The organism is Streptomyces fuscichromogenes, assembly GCF_014645815.1.
In the GTDB taxonomy this organism is placed as follows: Bacteria; Actinomycetota; Actinomycetes; order Streptomycetales; family Streptomycetaceae; genus Streptomyces; species Streptomyces fuscichromogenes.
Genome location: NZ_BMML01000034.1, coordinates 24,664 through 42,743, shown reverse-complemented (window position 1 = coordinate 42,743; position 18,080 = coordinate 24,664). Strand labels below are relative to the sequence as shown.

Below are 18,080 nucleotides of genomic sequence, written 5' to 3'. Positions count from 1 at the left end.
GTCCATGGAGCCCAAGGCGCCTATGGAGCCCAAGGAGCCCAAGGAGCCCGAGATGCCCGCGAAGAGGTCCGTGTCCATGTTGTTTCCCGTGTTCCCGGATCGGTCCCTGGCCGTGCTGGGCCGTACCGAAGGCGATGCCGAGACCCTGGCGCTCCTGGTGCGCGACCAGGACACCCGGCGCCTGCTGACGCTGCGCGCCCTGCTCGACGCGGTCGACGGCGTGGACGCGGCGGTCCTCCCGGCCGGTGCCCGGGACCGGCTGCGCGAGCACTGGCACCTGCTGGAGGAGGCCGACCGGGCCCTCCCGCCCGGGGACCGGCGGAACCCGGCACCGCCGCACGCGACGACCCCCGCGCGGGCCCGTCTCCTCCATCCCCTGGTCGGCCCCTGGGCCCGCCAGTGCCTGCGCGGTCTGGCACCGGAAGCCGGACCGCCCACCGAGCGACGCGTCCACGGCCTCGGACGTGACCTCGCCCACCTCGGCGCTCTCGCCGCCGCGGCCGCCGCCCGCGCCGGAATCCCCTTCGCCGTACGGCTGACCGCCCGGGACGGTCTGCTCGTGCTGCCGTCGCTCGGGGCGCTGCGCACGGCCGGGCCCGGGGAGGGCCCGGTCGACGTCGTCTGTGCGGGCGGACGGCTGACACTGCGTCAAAAAGGCGCGACGGATGCCGTGGTGCAGTTGGAGGACGGTATCGGCGCCTGGTCCGTGGCGCCCGGGTGGACGCCCGCGTACGCCCTGCCCGGCCTGCTGCCCGAGGGCCCGCCCATGCCGCTGGACGACCTGGATCCGTACCGCACGGTGCCCGGCGACTCCCGCCACCACGAACTGAGCGGTCCGACCGTGCTCGACGAGGCGGGCCGGAAGCGCTGGCTGCAGGCCTGGTCGGGGACCGCCGACATGCTGCGGCTGGGCGGCGAGCACCGGGTGACCGAAGCCGTCGCCCTGCTGCGCTGCCTGGTACCGCTCGCCGAACCGCCACGGTCCGGCCCGGACGCCGAGGGAGTCGGCAGCTGCAGCGGCACCCGCCGCGAGGCCTTCGGAGCGCTGCTCAGCAGCACTCCGCCCACGCCGGCCACGTTCGCCGCGACCATCGTGCACGAGCTCCAGCACACGAAACTCTCCGCGCTCAGCGACCTGCTGGAGTTGCACCACGCCGGGCCGCGGCCACGCCACTTCGCCCCCTGGCGGCCCGATCCACGACCGTACGACGGCCTGTTGCAGGGCGTGTACTCGCATCTGGCGCTGGCCGACTTCTTCCAGCGCTGCGCGCTCCGGGCCGAGCGCCCGGGACACCGTGAGACGGCCTGGGCGCAGCACGCGCGTTACCGCGCCCAGGTGGCGGCGGCGCTGCCCGCCCTGGTGGGGTCCGAGGATCTCACCGCGCGGGGGCGCCGGTTCGTGGACCAGCTCGTCGCCACCCACGAGCGGATGGCCGAGTTCCCCGCGCCCCGGGGACACACGGCGCGGGCGGAGGCGTCCGTGAAAGAGGCACGCGACCTGTGGACGCGGCGGCACGGCCCCGCGGTCCGGCACCCGGAAGAGTGATGGATCGCCTGCCCGCCGGTTGTCACCGCGTCGGTGACCTACCGGAGAACCGCGCCGAGGCCCTACGCTTTCTGGCGATCCGGGGAAGACCACCGCATGCCCGAAGCCGATGGCCACGCGTGGCGGCCGTGACAGGTCCGGAACGCCCACGCCGGTCAGGCCGACCGAAAGGGGGGCCGTGAGGCAGACGATCACGATCAGCTTCGCCTCGTTCAACCGGGCCTGGGCGGCGTGGATCGGCGACAGGCTGGAGCGGCGCGGCGTCCGGGTCGTCTACCTGCGCTGGGACTCCCCGGCGGAGGAGACCCTGGTGGACCTCCTGCGCGGCCTCGCGCTCGCCGAGGGCCGGGTCCTCATCCTGGTGAGCGAGCAGTACTTCCAGCTCGGTCCGCGCACCTTCGCGGAGTGGAACGAGGCTCTGCGCGAGGTCGTCGCACCGGACCCCGCCAAGTTCGCCGCCGTCTCCGTCACCGGCACGGCCGTCCCCTCCGCCGTCGCCGTACTGGCACCGGTCGACCTGACCAACATGGGCGACGACGAGGCGGAACGGCGGCTGCTGGACCGGCTGGAGCTGCGGGCCGACGGCCGTCCGCCGGACGAGGGCCGCCGCGGCCCCCGCTTCCCCGCCGCGATGCCCGAGGTGTGGGGCGGTGTGCCGCGCCGCAACACCCGCTTCACGGGCCGCGATCCGGTGCTGACCGACGCGTACCGCCTGCTCCGGGACAGCGAACCGGGAGCCGGTGTCGTCACGCTGTTCGGCATGTCGGGGGTGGGCAAGACCCAGCTGGCCGCCGAGTACGTCTACCGCTTCGGTTCCGAGTACGACGTGGTGTGGTGGGTCAACGCGGAGAGCCGGGTCTCCTGCCGCCGCCTGCTGGCCGAACTCGCCCCGAGACTCGGCCTGCCCACCGGCGACGAGTACGGGGAGCGGCTCCGCGCGGTCCGTGACTCCCTGCGCCGGGGCACACCCTTCTCCCGCTGGCTGCTGATCCTGGACGGCGCGGACGAGCCGGACCAGATCTCGGACCTGGTCCCCACCGGACCGGGCCATGTGGTCATCACCTCCCGCAATCTGGAGTGGGGGGCGCACAACAGCGAGCTGCTCGAAGTGCGGGTCTACACCCGTGACGAGTCGATCGCCTTCATCCGGCGCCGCGCGCCCCGGCTCACCGATCACGAGGCCGACCAGCTCGCCGAGGCCCTGGAGGACCTGCCCCTGCTGCTGGACCAGTCGGCCGGCTGGCTGAACGACTCCGGCCTGTCCGTCGAGCACTACATCGAGCTCCTGGAGGGCGGTGTCGACCAGGACGTGGTCCGGGTGTCCGCCGACTTCCCGGTGGCCTTCCAGACGGCGTGGTCGATCCTGCTGAACACCTTGCGGGACATGGTCCCGGAGTCCGTCGCCCTGCTGCGCCTGTGCACGTTCTTCGCGCCGGGTTTCATCCCGGTGCGCCTGCTGCGCGAGATGTCCCACGACGACCTGCCGGAACAGCTGAGAGGGCTGCTGGACGATCCGCTCCTGTGGAACCGGGCGATCAACCAGCTGCGCCAGTACTCCGTGGTCCGGCTGGAGTCCCACGAGGTCGGCGCGGACGCCGAGTCGTCGGCCGGGGAGTCGGTGTACCTGCACCGGATGGTGCACCAGGCCGTCGCCAGGGACATGCCCGGCGAGGAGCGCCGGGACTTCGTCGACGTGGTGCGGCGGGCGCTGGCCGAGGCCGACCCCGGCCGTCCCACCGACACCCGCAGCTGGGCGACGTACGCGGAGCTCGTGCCGCACCTCCCGTACGCCGACGTCCTCGGCAGCACGGACCGCAGGGTGCAGACCCTGGTCCTCAACTGCCTTCGCTACATGTACTTCGCGGGTGAGTACGCCGCCGGCCGCGACCTCGCCCGCCGGGCCCTCGACGCCTGGCACGAACTGCTGGGCGCCTCGCATCCGCGGATCTGGGACCTCACCTACCAGTACGCCAACCTGCTGCGGGCGACCGGGCGGCTGGAGGAGGCGGAGACCATCGAGCGTGCGGCGGCGGAGCAGCTGCGCCAGGAACGCGGCGAACACGATCTCGACTATCTGCGCGTGCTCAGCGGACTCGCGGCCGACGTGGGCCTCCAGGGCCACTACGCCGAAGCCCTCGCACTGAACGAACAGCTGTATCCCGCCTATCGGGAACTCCTCGGCGAGCAGGACGCGCGGACCCTCAACGCGCTGAACAACCTGGGCTTCGCCCTCCGGCTGACGGGCCGCTACCAGGAGGCGCTGGAGATCGACCGGCGGACCCTGGAGCAGCGCCGGCTCGTGCTGACCGGCCGGCACCTGTGGACGCTGTTCTCCGAGGTGTCGTACGCGATCGGTCTCAGGCTGCTGGGCCGCTACGCGGAGGCCGAGTCCATCCAGGTCGCCAACGTACGCGAGTACCGGCTGGTCGCGGGCGAGACCCACCAGGACACCCTGCGCGCCGAGCACAACCTGGCCCTGTGCAGGCTGCGCGGCGGGGACCGGGCGGCGGCCGGCACGCTGCTCGCCAAGGTGCTGGACGGCTTCGAACGCAAACTCGGCGACCGGAATCTGCTCACCCTGTCCGCTGCCGTCAGCCACAGCTGCTTCCACCGCGAGCACGGCGACATCGACCTGGCCCGCGAGACCGGCGAGTCCGTCCTGGCCCGCTACGAGCAACTGCTCCCGCAGGGGCACCCGTTCGTGGTCGGTGCCCGGGTGAACCTGGCGCTGGTCCTGCGCAACGTGGGCGAATGGGACCACGGTCTGGTCCTGATCGAGCGGGCGCTGGCCGAGATGACCGAGGCGGTGGGGGAGAGCCACCCCTACACGCTCGGCTGTGCCGTCAACACCTCCGCGCTGCGCAGTCTCGTCGGCGACATGGAGTCCGCCGCGGAACTGAGCAGGATCACCGTGGTCCGGGCCGCCGAGGCCCTCGGCCGTACCCACCCGCTGACCCTGTCGGCCCGCGTCGCCCACGCGGCCGACCTGCGCGGCCTGCGCTCCCGCCCGGAGGCCGCGAAGGTCGAGCAGGAGGCCCTGGCGGACCTGGAGGCGACGCTGGGCAGCCACCACATCCACACCGTCTCCGCCCGCGTCCGCAACCGCCCGTACTGGGACTTCGAGCCCCAGGCGAGCTGAGGCGGAAGCGAACGCCGAAAGGCCCGGCCCCCGTGACGGGGGCCGGGCCCTTCCTGGTGCCGTGCTGCCGGAGGACTACGCCTCGAAGACCTCACGCACCAGCTGCTCCTGCTCCGCCTGGTGGCGCTTGGCCGAACCCACCGCCGGGGACGAGGAGTGCGGGCGCGAGATGCGGCGCAGCCGCTCGCCGGCCGGGACGTCCGCGCCGACCGCCAGGTCCAGGTGGTCGATCAGGTTGAGCGCGATGAACGGCCAGGCACCCTGGTTCGCCGGCTCCTCCTGCGTCCACAGGTATTTCTCGGCGTTCGGGTACTTGTTGACCTCGGCCTGGAGCTCCGCACCCGGCAGCGGGTACAGCCGCTCCAGCCGGATGATCGCGGTGTCCGTGACGCCGCGCTTCTGCCGCTCGGCCTCCAGGTCGTAGTAGACCTTGCCGGTGCAGAAGACGACCTTGCGGACCGCGTTCGGGTCCACCGACGAGTCGCCGATGACCGGGCGGAACTGACCGCTCGTGAACTCCTCCGCCTTCGAGGCCGCGGCCTTGAGGCGCAGCATCGACTTCGGGGTGAAGACGACCAGCGGCTTGTGGTGCGGGTTGTGCACCTGCCACCGCAGGAGGTGGAAGTAGTTCGACGGGAGGGTCGGCATCGCGACCGTCATGTTGTTCTGCGCGCACAGCTGGAGGAAGCGCTCGATGCGGGCCGAGGAGTGGTCCGGACCCTGTCCCTCGTAGCCGTGCGGGAGGAGGAGCGTGACGCCGGACGTCTGGCCCCACTTCTGCTCCGCCGCCGAGATGTACTCGTCGATGACCGACTGGGCGCCGTTGGTGAAGTCGCCGAACTGCGCCTCCCACATGACCAGCGCGTCCGGGCGGGCCAGCGAGTAGCCGTACTCGAAGCCCATCACCGCGTATTCGGAGAGCAGCGAGTTGTAGACGTTGTAGCGGGCCTGGTCCTCGGACAGGTAGAGGAGCGGGGTGTAGTCCGCGCCCGTCTCCCGGTCGATCAGGACCGCGTGCCGCTGGCCGAAGGTGCCGCGCTGGGAGTCCTGGCCGGAGAGGCGCACCGGGGTGCCCTCCATCAGCAGCGAGCCGATGGCGAGGGTCTCGCCCATGCCCCAGTCGATCGTGCCGTCCTCGATCATCGCCGCCCGGCGCTGCAGCTGCGGCAGCAGACGCGGGTGGACGGTGAAGTAGTCCGGGATGTTGACCTGGGACTCGGCGATGCGCTTGACGGTCTCCGAGGAGATCGCCGTCGGCACGGCCACCGGGAAGCCGTCCTGCGGTTCGTGGACCGCACCGGCGGCCGGCTGCGAGGTGGCCTCACGGACCTCCGTGAAGACCTTCTCCAGCTGGCCCTGGTAGTCCTGGAGGGCCTGCTCGGCCTCTTCCAGGGTGATGTCGCCGCGACCGATCAGGGACTCGGTGTAGAGCTTGCGCACCGAGCGCTTCTTGTCGATCAGGTCGTACATCAGCGGCTGGGTGAAGGCCGGGTTGTCCGACTCGTTGTGACCGCGGCGGCGGTAGCAGATGAGGTCGATCACCACGTCCTTGTTGAACGCCTGGCGGAACTCGAAGGCCAGTCGCGCGACGCGGACGACGGCCTCGGGGTCGTCGCCGTTCACGTGGAAGATCGGGGCCTCGATCATGCGGGCCACGTCCGTCGCGTACATCGAGGAGCGCGAGGACTCGGGGGCCGCGGTGAAGCCGACCTGGTTGTTGATGACGACGTGGACCGTGCCGCCGGTGCGGTAGCCGCGCAGCTGCGACATGTTCAGGGTCTCGGCCACCACGCCCTGGCCCGCGAAGGCCGCGTCGCCATGGATCGCCACCGGCAGCACCGTGAAGTCCGTGCCGCCCTTGTTGATGACGTCCTGCTTGGCGCGGGCGATGCCCTCGATGACCGGGTCGACCGTCTCCAGGTGGGACGGGTTGGCGGCCAGCGAGACCTTGATCTGCTCGCCGTCCAGGCCGGTGAAGGTGCCCTCGGCGCCCAGGTGGTACTTCACGTCGCCGGAGCCGTGCATCGACTTCGGGTCGAGGTTGCCCTCGAACTCGCGGAAGATCTGCGCGTACGACTTGCCGACGATGTTCGCGAGGATGTTCAGGCGGCCGCGGTGGGCCATGCCGATGATGACCTCGTCCAGGCGGGACTCGGCGGCGGAGTCGATCACCGCGTCGAGCAGCGGGATGACGGACTCGCCGCCCTCCAGGGAGAAGCGCTTCTGGCCGACGTACTTCGTCTGCAGGAAGGTCTCGAAGGCCTCCGCCGCGTTCAGGCGGCGCAGGATCCGCAGCTGCTCCTCGCGCTCCATCTTGGAGTGCGGGCGCTCCACGCGGTCCTGGATCCACTTGCGCTGCTTCGGGTCCTGGATGTGCATGAACTCGATGCCGGTGGTGCGGCAGTACGAGTCGCGCAGCACGCCGAGGATGTCGCGCAGCTTCATCATCGACTTGCCGGCGAAGCCGCCGACGGCGAACTCGCGCTCCAGGTCCCACAGGGTGAGGCCGTGCTCGATGATGTCCAGGTCGGGGTGCTTGCGCTGCTTGTACTCCAGCGGGTCGGTGTCGGCCATGACGTGGCCGCGGACCCGGTAGGAGTGGATCAGCTCGAAGACGCGGGCGGCCTTGGTGACGTCGTCGTCGTGCGAGGCGTCGATGTCCCGCAGCCAGCGGACCGGCTCGTAGGGGATGCGCAGGGCCTCGAAGATGTCGTCGTAGAAGCCGCTCTCGCCGAGCAGGAGGTTCGCGACCTGGCGCAGGAACTCGCCGGAGGCGGCGCCCTGGATGACCCGGTGGTCGTAGGTCGACGTGAGCGTCATGACCTTCGAGATGCCGAGCTTGTTCAGGGTGTCCTGGCTGGTGCCCTGGAACTCCGCCGGGTAGTCCATGGAGCCGACGCCCATGATGACCGACTGGCCGGGCATCAGACGCGGGACCGAGTGGACGGTGCCGAGGCCGCCGGGGTTGGTCAGGGAGACCGTGACGCCGGTGAAGTCGTCCATCGTCAGCTTGTTGTCGCGGGCGCGACGGACGATGTCCTCGTAGGCCTGCCAGAACTCGAAGAAGTTCAGCGTCTCGGCCTTCTTGATGCCGGCCACGACGAGCTGGCGGTCGCCGTTGGGCTTCACCAGGTCGATGGCCAGGCCGAAGTTCACGTGCGGCGGCTTGACCAGGGTCGGCTTGCCGTCCTTCTCCGCGAAGGAGTAGTTCATCGACGGCATGGCCTTGAGGGCCTGCACCATCGCGAAGCCGATCAGGTGCGTGAAGGAGATCTTCCCGCCCCGGGCGCGCTTGAGATGGTTGTTGATGACGATGCGGTTGTCGAACAACAGCTTCACCGGGACCGCGCGGACCGAGGTGGCCGTCGGCACGTCCAGCGAGGCGCTCATGTTCTTCGCGACGGCGGCGGCGGGACCACGCAGGGTGACCAGCTCGGGACCGTCGGGCGCCGCGGCGGCGGGCGCGGCCTTCGCGGCGGCCGGGGCCGGCTTCGCCGCGGCCGGGGCGGCGGCGGGCTTCGCGGGCGCCGGAGCGGGGGCCGCGGCCTGGGGAGCGGCCACCGGGGCGGCCGGAGCGGGCGCGGCGGGCGCCTTCGCGGCGGGAGCGGCGGCGGGCGCCGGAGCCGCCGGCTGGGCCGGTGCGGGTGTCGTGGAGGTGGTGCCCGCGGCCCCCGCGGCCGCGGTACCCGCCGGAGCCGAGGCGGCGGGCGCCCCCGGCTTGTAGTCGGCGAAGAAGTCCCACCAGGCACGGTCTACCGAGTTCGGGTCCTGGAGGTACTGCTGATAGATCTCGTCGACGAGCCACTCGTTCGGTCCGAACGCGGCTGCGGGATTCTTGCCCGCTTGGTCTGCGTCGGTGGAGATGCTCGAGTTACTGGGGGACTGTGGCGACACGGCGGCAACCGCCCTCTTCCGCTTCACAAGGTGATGGACAGCGGGAATTAAGGCTACGCCTCCAAGACCGCGAAGGTCAGGTCGGGCCGGTTCATCGTCGCGTAAGTCACATCAAAAACCGGGTTTCAGGGCTTGATATGGCGGGAAACAAGCGTGGTTGCGCTGTGAAAGGGCCGAACCGGGCATGGCTCCGCCCCCGCCGGTGATCACCTCGCTCCGGCGCCTGCCGCGACGTGCGCGGGGGCCGTACCTGACCACACGTGTCCGGCTGCGCGGACGGCGGTGCGGACCGCAGGTGGATCTTGAGGCTCCGGATCGAACTTTACGTCAACTTGGCACGGATGAAAGCCCCGGGAGAGTGACGATAATCCTGCAGCCCCGCTCGGATTCGGCCACGCCGATCCGGCCGCCGTGCAGATCCACCGCCCACCGGGCGATCGCCAGCCCCAGTCCGGTGCCGCCGTCGCTGCCCGGACCGTGCGGCCGCCGTACGGAGCCGCGGTTGAAGCGTTCGAAGACGCGGTGCCACTCCGAGCGCGGAATGCCGGGGCCCTCGTCCAGGACCTCCAGTTCCAGCGACTCCGGCTGCGGTCCGCGCCGCGCCTTCACGGTCACCCGGCCGTGTGCCGGGCTGTGCTTGACCGCGTTGTCGATCAGGTTCACCACGACCTGGTGGATGCGCTCCGGGTCGGCGTGCGTGGTCAGCTCGGGCGGGGAGACGTCGAGGTGCAGATGGACGTCGGTACGGGTGTGGCTCCCGGAGTTCGAGGCGAGCCCGCGCGCCCCGGCGACCATGTTGGCCTCCTTGAGCACGCCCGAGAGGTACGGCCACACCTCGAAGCGGCGCTGCCGCAGCGGTACGACGCCGTTGTCGAGCCGGGACAGGTCGAGGAGGGTCTCGACCAGCCGGCCGAGGCGCTCGGTCTGCTTCAGCGCGGTGCGCATCGTCTCGGTGTCCGGCTCGGCGATGCCGTCGACGACGTTCTCCAGGACGGCCCGCAGGCCCGCGATGGGCGTGCGCAGCTCGTGCGAGACGTTCGCGACCAGCTCCTTGCGCTGGCGGTCCTGGGCCTCCAGCTCGTCGGCCATGACGTTGATCGTCTCGGCGAGGTCGCCCAGCTCGTCCCGGCGGTTCTCGCGCACCCGGCGCGTGTAGTCGCCCTGCGCGATCGACCGGGCCACCAGGTTCATGTCGTCCAGCGGCGCGGTGAGCGAATGCGCCACGAACTGCGTTATCAGGAGTGTGGCGATCATCGAGAAGACCGTGATGAAGCGCAGCTCCGTCTTGGTGTGCACCGCGATCATCGACAGGCCTGTCGTGATCAGTACGGACACGACGACGAGCGCGCCCAGTTTGGTCTTGATCGAGAACGGGCGTACACCGCCCCAGGGCTCCTCCCCGGGGTCTCTCGGTCCGGCCGGGCCGCCGCTCATGGCGTCGGGGTCTCCAGCGCGTAGCCCACACCGTGCACGGTGCGGATCCGCTCGGCGCCGATCTTCCGGCGCAGCGCCTTGATGTGGCTGTCGACCGTGCGGGTGCCGGAGGCGTCCGCCCAGTCCCACACCTCGGCGAGCAGCTGCTCACGGGAGAGCACCGCGCGCGGGGTGTTCGCCAGGCAGACGAGGAGGTCGAACTCGGTGGGGGTGAGGTGGACGTCCTCGCTGCGCACCCGGACCCGGCGCTGCGCGTGGTCGATCTCCAGCTCGCCCAGGCGCAGGATGCCGGAGCGGGGCGTGGAGGCCGCGATGGCCGCCCGCTCCACCCGCCGCAGCAGCACGTGCACGCGCGCCGCCAGCTCCCGCATGGAGAACGGCTTGGTCATGTAGTCGTCGGCGCCGACCCCGAGGCCGACCAGCATGTCGGTCTCGTCGTCGCGCGCGGTGAGCATCAGCACCGGCACCGGGCGCGCGGCCTGCACGCGCCGGCAGACCTCCAGACCGTCGAAGCCGGGCAGCATGATGTCGAGGATCAGCAGGTCGGGCTGCCAGGCCTCGGCGGTGTCCACGGCCGTCGGTCCGTCGCCCGCGGTTTGCACGAGGAATCCCTCGGCGCGCAGGCGGACCGCGATGGCGTCGACGATCGTGGGGTCGTCCTCCACGACCAGAACCCGGCGCTGGGCGCCCGGAGTCGCCGTCGCCGTGCCGTTGTGCGAGGTGTGTGTCTGCTCCATCGCCCGCCCCTGTGTGCTTTCCGGAACCAGTGGGGTGATCCCATGACTGCGATTGACGCTTGAATGATCCGCGTCAGGGATGCACATTACGGTGACAGGAGGCGCACTCGCTATCCAGGGCGGACGGCAAGGTGGACGACGTCCGGAACGCCCCGGGCAACCGGCACCTCTTCGGTACGCACCCGTTGGAACCCGGCATTCCGCAAGGATCCCTCGAATTCCGCGGAGGGCTGCGCCGACCAGACGGCCAGTACCCCGCCCGGCTTCAACACCCTTGCGCAGCCCGCGAGTCCGGCCGGTGAGTAGAGTCCCTCGTTGCCCTGGTCGACGGTCCAGCCGGGGCCGTTGTCGATGTCCAGGCACAGCGCGTCGAACGTGTCCGATGTCTCATGGACGTAAGTGACGAGGTCGCCCTGTACGACGGTCGTGCGCGGATCGGTGAACGCGCGGGCGGAGAACGCCGAGAGCGGACCGTCCCGGTGCCAGTCGACGACCGCCGGCTCCCGTTCCACGACCGTGATCCGTCCCCAGCGGGGGTCCTGTGCGGCATGGGCGAGCGAGAACCCGACGCCCAGCCCGCCGATCAGCACCGCCGGCTCGCTCCGCCCGTCCAGCGCCCGCCGGGCGGCGTCCACGAGCAGCCGTTCCGAACGTCCGTCGGAGGTGTCCATCAGGAAGCACCCGTTGGCGATGATCTGCAGGAGCTCACCGTGCCGGCGCAGCACCACCTCGCCGTACGGTCCGTCACGCCGGTCCAGGACCACGGGGGTTCCGGGCGGACCGGCATGGGCGGAGGTCGCGGGGGCCGAGGACGTCATGGCCGCCATCCTGCCCCAACAGGGCTTTGCGGCCACCCGAATTACGGGTGCCGGGCAGCCGCACGGGTGTCACCCGTTCGAGGGGTTGCCCGGCGCTTCGCGTCCACGGGTGCCCGGATCCGGCTCGTATGGTTCCTCGTGACCCCTCTTGGTTCTTCAGAAAATCCTGTGAATCGTCCGATGGGTGGCGCCGGTCACAGACAGCGGCTCGGCGGACGGCGAAGGGTGGGGTGAAACGGAAGGAGCGCCTCACCGTGGAACGGACCGCGAGGGCCGCATCGACGCCCACGCCCGAGCCCCTTCCCGCCGGGGACGTCGCCGCCCTGCTCGACGGCGTGCCCCGCCAGCGCGGCGTGGTCGCGGTCACCGCCCCGAGCGCACCGGGTCCCGCCCTTCTCCTGAGCCCCTGGCGGCTGCCCGCCGGGCGTCCGCACCGCCTGCGGCTGCGCCCCTGGCTGCTGCTGCCCACTCCCACCGGCACCCCGGTGATCTTCGCCTATACGACGATCCTGGCCCTGACCTCGCTCTTCGCGAGCTACGCGGGACCCGGCCTGCTGCACGCGCTCTACCAGGACTCCAGCACCGACGTCGCGCACCTGCTGCGCACCCCCGTCTTCGTCCTGCTGGCCAGCGCGCTGTGGGTCGCCGGCGGGTTGCTGTCGCCGTTCGCACTGGCCTTCGTGCTGGTGCTGACCGCGCTGGAGCGGCGGATAGGCGGTGCCCGCGCGATCCTCGTCTTCCTGACCGGCCATGTCCTGGCGACGCTCGCGACCGAGGTGCCGGTCGGCCTCGCGGTCCTGGTCGGCCACCTCCCCGACAGCTCCCTGCACCGGCTCGACTACGGCATCAGCTTCGGCACGGCCGCCAGCATCGGCGCGCTCTCCGGCCTGCTCACCCCCTGGCTGCGCTGGCCGCTGCTCGCCCTCGTCGGCTACAGCCTCCTCGCCGACCTCCTCGCCTTCCAGGATCCGATGACCAACTGGGGCCACCTGATCGCGCTGGCCATCGGGACGGCGCTGTGGCCGGCGGTACGACGCTGGCGGCGGGAGCGGGCCCAGGACCCGGCCGTCGCCCTCGCCGCCGCCTGAACGCTCAGGCGCGCCGCGCCGCCGCCAGCCGCTTCGCCGCCTCCGGGACACCGAGGGCCGCCTCCTGCCCGGCCGTGGCGCCGTGCAGGAGGTTGGTGAGCTGGTACGGGTCGGCGGCCAGGTCGTAGAACTCGCGGAAGAGGACCGCGCCGTCGCCCTGCGTGGGCGCGCCCTGCCCGTCCAGGCGGGTGCGGTAGTACTCCGTGTACTGCGTGGACCTGCCGATGTGCGTGGCCCAGGTGTGGATCGGCTCCTGGTCCTGCCGGTTCCACCACCACTCGGCGAGCAGCCGGTCGCGGTCGTTGCGGGTGTCGAGGAGCGAGTGGCCGTCGTGCGGGGTGTCCGGGGTGATGCCGGCCGCGTCGAGGAAGGTCGGGGCGATGTCGACATGGCCGGTGAGCCGGTCGTCGACGGTCCCCTTGCCCAGTCCCCGGGCCGGCCAGGACAGCCAGAACGGCACCTCCAGGCCGGGCCGGTACGGCACCGACTTGCGCAGCCAGCCGTGGTCCGCCCAGCACAGCCCGTGGTCGCTGGTGTACACCACGAGCGTGTTCTCCAGCTGGCCCACCGCACGCAGCTTGTCCTGGAAGTCCCGCACCGCGTCGTCCACCGACAGCAGGGTGCGCAACTGACGGGTGCGCAGCGCCTTCCCCTGGGCGTAGGTGTGGTCCGCCTTCCGCAGGAATGGCGGCTTGTCGCTCTTGTCGCTCTCGTACACGGAGGGCCGGCCCGGCCACTCCGGCACGCGCGTGTGCGCGTACTTCCGCTCCGGGATGTTGAGTTCGTGCGCGCTGCGGGTGGCGACGTACGCGAACCAGGGCCGGGTGTCGGTGCGCGACCCGTCGATGAAGGCGAGGGCGCGGTCCCTGATGACATGGGTGTTGTAGCCGGGGATGTTCCGGACCGTGCCGTTGTCGTTGTAGTGGCCGTTGTAGTACGCCACGGGCTCCTGGAGCAGCCACTCGTCGAAGTGCGGCGGGTTGTCGCCGGTGTGCCAGTAGTTGAGGTACTTGCCGAACAGGCCGGTGCGGTAGCCGGCCTCGTGCAACTGGCGCTGCACGGTGGTGTGCTGGTCGAGGTGGTACGGGTGGCGGGTGTCGAGGACGCCGTGGTGGTGCGCGTACCGCCCGGACATGATCGAGGCCCGGGACGGCGCGCAGAGCGGGGTGTTGGCGTGCGCCCGCGCGAAGGTCACCCCCTGCCCGCCCAGCCAGTCGGCGGTACGGCGGACCGCCCAGTCCGTCTCCTTGGGCTGGTCGTCGGTGAGGACGAAGAGGATGTTGGGCCGCGGGTCGGTGCGGGGGAGGGGCGAGACCGAGGACACCGGGGGACGGCTCGCGACGGGGGCCGCGCGGGCGGTACGGCCGGGTACGGGAGTGCCGGAGCCGTCGTCGTCCACGGCGCGCAGGGCCAACGGGACGGCGGCGCCGGCCGCGACGACCGCGGCGCCGGTGAGCACGGCACGTCGGCCGGGCCCAGGCTGCTTCTCACCCATGTGTCCCCCGAGCCCCCGTCGCGCGCCCCGTCAGCTGTGAATCCCCTGGCAGTTTCGGCTCCTTTCCTGTGAGTTGCGTTGCGGTGGTGTAGCGATGGCCTTGCGGAGTCGTGGCAGTGCCACTGGGCGAGGCCGAAGCGACGGACGTGGTGGTGCGGATCGACCGCCGGCCTTTCTCCTTCCGCCGCAACGGCGCTCAGGCCCGACGGCGTTGACCGTCGGTGCCGGACCCGGCGGTGCCGGACCCGGCGGTGTCCATCGCCGTGGTGGGTGACGGCCGGTTGCCGGGTGCGGCGTCGTCGTGGCTGGTCGCGCGGTTCCCCGCGCCCCGGTCGGGCGCGTCTCGGTGGGCCGGGGTCCAGATGTACGGCGTGGTCGTCGTGACCGCCGTGAAGCCCAGACGCTTCAGGATCGGGGCGCTGTCGGAGGAGGCCTCCACGAGGAGGTAGGGCGCGTTCCGGGCCGCCGCGCGGGCTGCCCGGAGGGCCACCAGGGCGCGGTAGACGCCCTTGCCGCGCCACTCGGCCAGGGTGGAGCCGCCCAGCAGCATGGCGAAGTCCGTGCCGGGCCGGAAGGCTATCCAGGCCGCCGACACGATCTCCCCGGCCGCCTCGGCCACGTAGATCTCGGTGCCGTCCGGGTCCACCGCGAGCCGGCCCCTCAGGTGACCGGCGACCCACGCCAGGTCCACGCCCCACACCTCGGTCTCCAGCGTGGCGATCCGCTCCAGGTCCGCGTCGGCGGTGACCCGGCGCAGCGTCACGCCCGGAGGGAGGGCGGGCGCGGCCACGGCCAGCTCCTCGACCAGGGCGATCACGACCGTCTCCGGCGGCTCGGGCACGAAGCCCGCCGCGCGCAGCCGGTCGGGGAGGTCCGCCGGTTCGTCGTGCCCGCGCGTCTTCCACTCGACCGCCTCGCCGCGCGCCGCGAAGAAGTCCCGCTGCCGGGCGATCAGCGCGTTCAGCTCGGGGCCGCGCACACCGCCCCAGTCGCGGGGCCCGGTCACGAAGCCGCGGTGCTGGCCCACGACCCGGAGGGCGGGACCGTCCTGCTCGTAGGTGATCCCGGGCGCGGGGACGGGCTGGACGGCGCGCATCTGGGCGTCGTAGGCGGCGAGCAGGGCCGCGGTGGTGGCGGTGTCGGTCACCGGCCGACCGTACGGGGAATGCGTCCGTGCGGATCAACTGTTTTTCGGGGCGCGGGACCATGTCCGGCCAGGTCACCTCCGGATCGCTCAGAGCGAACATATGCATGGGAACATTTCTCGGCTCCCAAGCATTGAGTCGGCATAACTCAAGTTGACTGCCGAAGGGGAGATCATGGCTTCGACGTCCGCATCACTCACCCTCCCTGTGCTGCCTCTCGACGGCGAGGTCGTGCTGCCCGGGATGGTGGTCCCGCTGGACCTGAAGGACCCTGATGTACGCGCCGCCGTGGAGGCCGCGCAGGCCGCCGCGCGCAACGAGCCCGGCAAGCCCAGGGTGCTGCTGGTGCCGCGGGTCGACGGCACCTACCCGGGCACCGGTGTGCTCGGCACCGTGGAGCAGGTCGGCCGGCTGGCCGACGGTGACCCGGGCGCGCTGATCCGCGGCCGCCACCGGGTCCGCATCGGCGCCGGCACCACCGGCCCGGGGGCCGCCCTGTGGGTCGAGGGCACCCGCATCGACGAGAACGTCCCGGACCCGGTGCCCGGTCATGTCACCGAACTGGTCAAGGAGTACAAGGCCCTCGCCACCGCCTGGCTGCGCAAGCGCGGCGCCTGGCAGGTGGTGGACCGCGTCCAGGCCATCGACGACGTGTCCCAGCTCGCCGACAACTCCGGCTACTCGCCCTACCTGACCGTCGAGCAGAAGATCGAGCTTCTTGAGACCACCGACGCCGTCGCCCGGCTCAAGCTGGCCACCCAGCAGCTCCGCGACCACCTCGCCGAGCAGGACGTGGCCGAGACCATCGCCAAGGACGTCCAGGAGGGCGTCGACAAGCAGCAGCGCGAGTTCCTGCTCCGCCGTCAGCTCGAAGCCGTCCGCAAGGAGCTGCGCGAGCTGAACGGCGACTTGGCCAAGGACGGCGAGGAGTCCGACGACTACCGCGCCCGGGTGGAGGCCGCCGACCTGCCGGAGAAGGTCCGCGAGGCCGCCCTCAAGGAGGTCGACAAGCTGGAGCGGTCCAGCGACCAGTCGCCCGAGGGCTCGTGGATCCGCACCTGGCTGGACACCGTGCTCGAACTGCCGTGGAACGAGCGGACCGAGGACGCGTACGACATCCAGGGCGCCAAGACGGTCCTGGACGCCGAGCACGCGGGCCTGGAGGACGTGAAGGAGCGGATCACCGAGTACCTGGCGGTGCGCAAGCGCCGTAACGACCGCGGCCTCGGCGTCATCGGCGGGCGGCGCGGCGGTGCCGTGCTGGCGCTGGTCGGCCCGCCCGGTGTCGGCAAGACCTCGCTCGGCGAGTCGGTCGCGCACGCCATGGGCCGCAAGTTCGTCCGGGTCGCCCTCGGCGGCGTCCGGGACGAGGCCGAGATCCGCGGTCACCGCCGGACGTACGTCGGCGCACTGCCCGGCCGGATCGTGCGGGCGATCAAGGAGGCCGGTTCGATGAACCCGGTCGTCCTGCTCGACGAGATCGACAAGGTGGGCTCCGACTTCCGCGGCGACCCGGCCGCGGCCCTGCTCGAAGTCCTCGACCCGGCGCAGAACCACACCTTCCGCGACCACTACCTGGAGGTCGAGCTCGACCTGAGCGATGTGGTGTTCCTCGCCACGGCCAACGTGCTCGAAGCCATCCCGGAGGCCCTGCTCGACCGTATGGAGCTGGTCCGGCTGGACGGCTACACCGAGGACGAGAAGGTCGTCATCGCCCGTGACCACCTGCTCCCGCGCCAGCTGGACCGGGCCGGTCTGGACAAGGACGAGGTGACCCTCGACGAGAGCGCGCTGCGCAAGCTCGCCGGCGAGTACACCCGCGAGGCGGGGGTGCGCACCCTGGAGCGGTCGATCGCCCGGCTGCTCCGCAAGGTGGCCGCCCAGCACGAACTGGGCGACCGGGAGCTGCCGTTCACGATCCGGGACGAGGACCTGCGGGCCCTGATCGGCCGGCCGCACCACGTGCCCGAGTCCGCCCAGGACCCGGCCGAGCGCCGCACGGCGGTCCCCGGAGTGGCGACCGGCCTCGCGGTCACCGGCGCCGGCGGCGACGTCCTGTTCGTCGAGGCGTCCCTCGCCGACCCGGAGACGGGCGCGGCGGGTCTGACCCTCACCGGTCAGCTGGGTGACGTGATGAAGGAGAGCGCGCAGATCGCCCTGTCCTTCCTCCGCTCGCACGGCGCCGAACTGGAGCTTCCGGTCGGCGACCTGAAGGACCGGGGTGTGCACATCCACTTCCCGGCGGGCGCGGTCCCGAAGGACGGCCCGAGCGCCGGCGTCACGATGACGACGGCCCTCGCGTCGCTGCTCTCCGGGCGGCTGGTCCGCACCGACGTGGCGATGACCGGCGAGGTCTCGCTGACCGGCCGGGTGCTGCCGATCGGCGGTGTGAAGCAGAAGCTGCTCGCCGCCCAGCGCGCCGGGGTGACGACCGTCATCATCCCCAAGCGCAACGAGGCCGACCTGGACGACGTCCCGGCCGAGGTGCTGGACAAGCTCGACGTGCACGCCGTGACCGACGTCCGGCAGGTCCTGGAGCTGGCGCTCGCGCCCGCCGTGAACGGCGCGGCGCCGGAGGTTCCGGTAGCGGCGTGACGGACGCTGCCGGATGCCGAAGGCCCGGGTCCCCGCGAGGAGACCCGGGCCTTCGCCCTGTGCGTCCGTCACCTGCCGGCGGCCGGGCGGCGACGGATCAAGCGCTCAGCTGGAAGTGCCGTGCTGCGCCGTCTCTCGTCCGCGGCGCCGTCGTGGCTGGTCGCGCCCACGCGGCGGAGCCGCACATGG

The 18,080-nt window shown here is 71.7% G+C and carries 9 protein-coding genes and 1 pseudogene; 4 read left to right on the top strand and 6 right to left on the bottom strand.

The features are described from left to right. The first annotated feature begins 76 nt into the window (after positions 1-76). Positions 77-1,546, top strand: a complete 1,470-nt coding sequence (locus IEZ11_RS44170; RefSeq protein ID WP_189268777.1) for an aKG-HExxH-type peptide beta-hydroxylase — start codon at positions 77-79, stop codon at positions 1,544-1,546. Between the two features lie 109 nt (positions 1,547-1,655). Then, positions 1,656-4,685, top strand: coding sequence for an FxSxx-COOH system tetratricopeptide repeat protein (gene fxsT / locus IEZ11_RS44165; RefSeq protein ID WP_189268739.1), 3,030 nt, complete (start codon positions 1,656-1,658; stop codon positions 4,683-4,685). A gap of 75 nt (positions 4,686-4,760) precedes the next feature. Here the strand turns inward: fxsT and IEZ11_RS44160 are convergent, their stop codons facing one another. The 4 genes from IEZ11_RS44160 to IEZ11_RS44145 form a co-directional block, all read right to left on the bottom strand. Further along, positions 4,761-8,579, bottom strand: a complete 3,819-nt coding sequence (locus IEZ11_RS44160; RefSeq protein ID WP_189268738.1) for a multifunctional oxoglutarate decarboxylase/oxoglutarate dehydrogenase thiamine pyrophosphate-binding subunit/dihydrolipoyllysine-residue succinyltransferase subunit — start codon at positions 8,577-8,579, stop codon at positions 4,761-4,763. Between the two features lie 327 nt (positions 8,580-8,906). Next, a complete protein-coding gene (locus IEZ11_RS44155) occupies positions 8,907-10,013 on the bottom strand; it encodes a sensor histidine kinase (protein ID WP_189268737.1) in 1,107 nt (368 codons plus the stop codon). Next, the gene (locus IEZ11_RS44150) at positions 10,010-10,750 is read right to left on the bottom strand and encodes a response regulator transcription factor (protein ID WP_189268736.1); all 741 of its coding nucleotides are present in this window, start codon (positions 10,748-10,750) and stop codon (positions 10,010-10,012) included. The genes IEZ11_RS44155 and IEZ11_RS44150 overlap by 4 nt, the downstream gene beginning before the upstream one ends. Before the next feature lie 110 nt (positions 10,751-10,860). Next, positions 10,861-11,568, bottom strand: a complete 708-nt coding sequence (locus tag IEZ11_RS44145; protein ID WP_189268735.1) for a spermine/spermidine synthase domain-containing protein — start codon at positions 11,566-11,568, stop codon at positions 10,861-10,863. A 254-nt stretch (positions 11,569-11,822) separates the two neighbouring features. Between IEZ11_RS44145 and IEZ11_RS44140 the strand changes: the two genes are divergently transcribed. Then, the gene (locus IEZ11_RS44140; protein ID WP_189268734.1) at positions 11,823-12,656 is read left to right on the top strand and encodes a rhomboid-like protein; all 834 of its coding nucleotides are present in this window, start codon (positions 11,823-11,825) and stop codon (positions 12,654-12,656) included. A 4-nt stretch (positions 12,657-12,660) separates the two neighbouring features. Here the strand turns inward: IEZ11_RS44140 and IEZ11_RS44135 are convergent, their stop codons facing one another. Beyond that, positions 12,661-14,151 carry a sulfatase family protein gene (locus tag IEZ11_RS44135; protein ID WP_189268733.1) on the bottom strand — a complete coding sequence of 497 codons (1,491 nt, stop codon included), beginning with the start codon at positions 14,149-14,151 and terminating at the stop codon, positions 12,661-12,663. Positions 14,152-14,503: 352 nt separating this feature from the next. After that, positions 14,504-15,247, bottom strand: a pseudogene (locus IEZ11_RS44130) (GNAT family N-acetyltransferase); the annotation flags it as partial. Positions 15,248-15,470: 223 nt separating this feature from the next. On the opposite strand from IEZ11_RS44130, the gene lon reads away from it, so the two are divergent. Then, positions 15,471-17,891, top strand: a complete 2,421-nt coding sequence (lon, locus tag IEZ11_RS44125; protein ID WP_189268732.1) for an endopeptidase La — start codon at positions 15,471-15,473, stop codon at positions 17,889-17,891. Positions 17,892-18,080 lie beyond the last annotated feature (189 nt).

What these genes read in the sequence shown, in the direction of transcription:
- lon (WP_189268732.1), top strand. Translation starts at nt 15,471, where the DNA reads ATGGCTTCGACGTCCGCATCACTCACCCTCCCTGTGCTGCCTCTCGAC.
- IEZ11_RS44145 (WP_189268735.1), bottom strand. Translation starts at nt 11,568, where the DNA reads ATGACGTCCTCGGCCCCCGCGACCTCCGCCCATGCCGGTCCGCCCGGA.
- IEZ11_RS44135 (WP_189268733.1), bottom strand. Translation starts at nt 14,151, where the DNA reads ATGGGTGAGAAGCAGCCTGGGCCCGGCCGACGTGCCGTGCTCACCGGC.
- fxsT (WP_189268739.1), top strand. Translation starts at nt 1,656, where the DNA reads ATGGCCACGCGTGGCGGCCGTGACAGGTCCGGAACGCCCACGCCGGTC.
- IEZ11_RS44150 (WP_189268736.1), bottom strand. Translation starts at nt 10,750, where the DNA reads ATGGAGCAGACACACACCTCGCACAACGGCACGGCGACGGCGACTCCG.
- IEZ11_RS44170 (WP_189268777.1), top strand. Translation starts at nt 77, where the DNA reads ATGTTGTTTCCCGTGTTCCCGGATCGGTCCCTGGCCGTGCTGGGCCGT.
- IEZ11_RS44155 (WP_189268737.1), bottom strand. Translation starts at nt 10,013, where the DNA reads ATGAGCGGCGGCCCGGCCGGACCGAGAGACCCCGGGGAGGAGCCCTGG.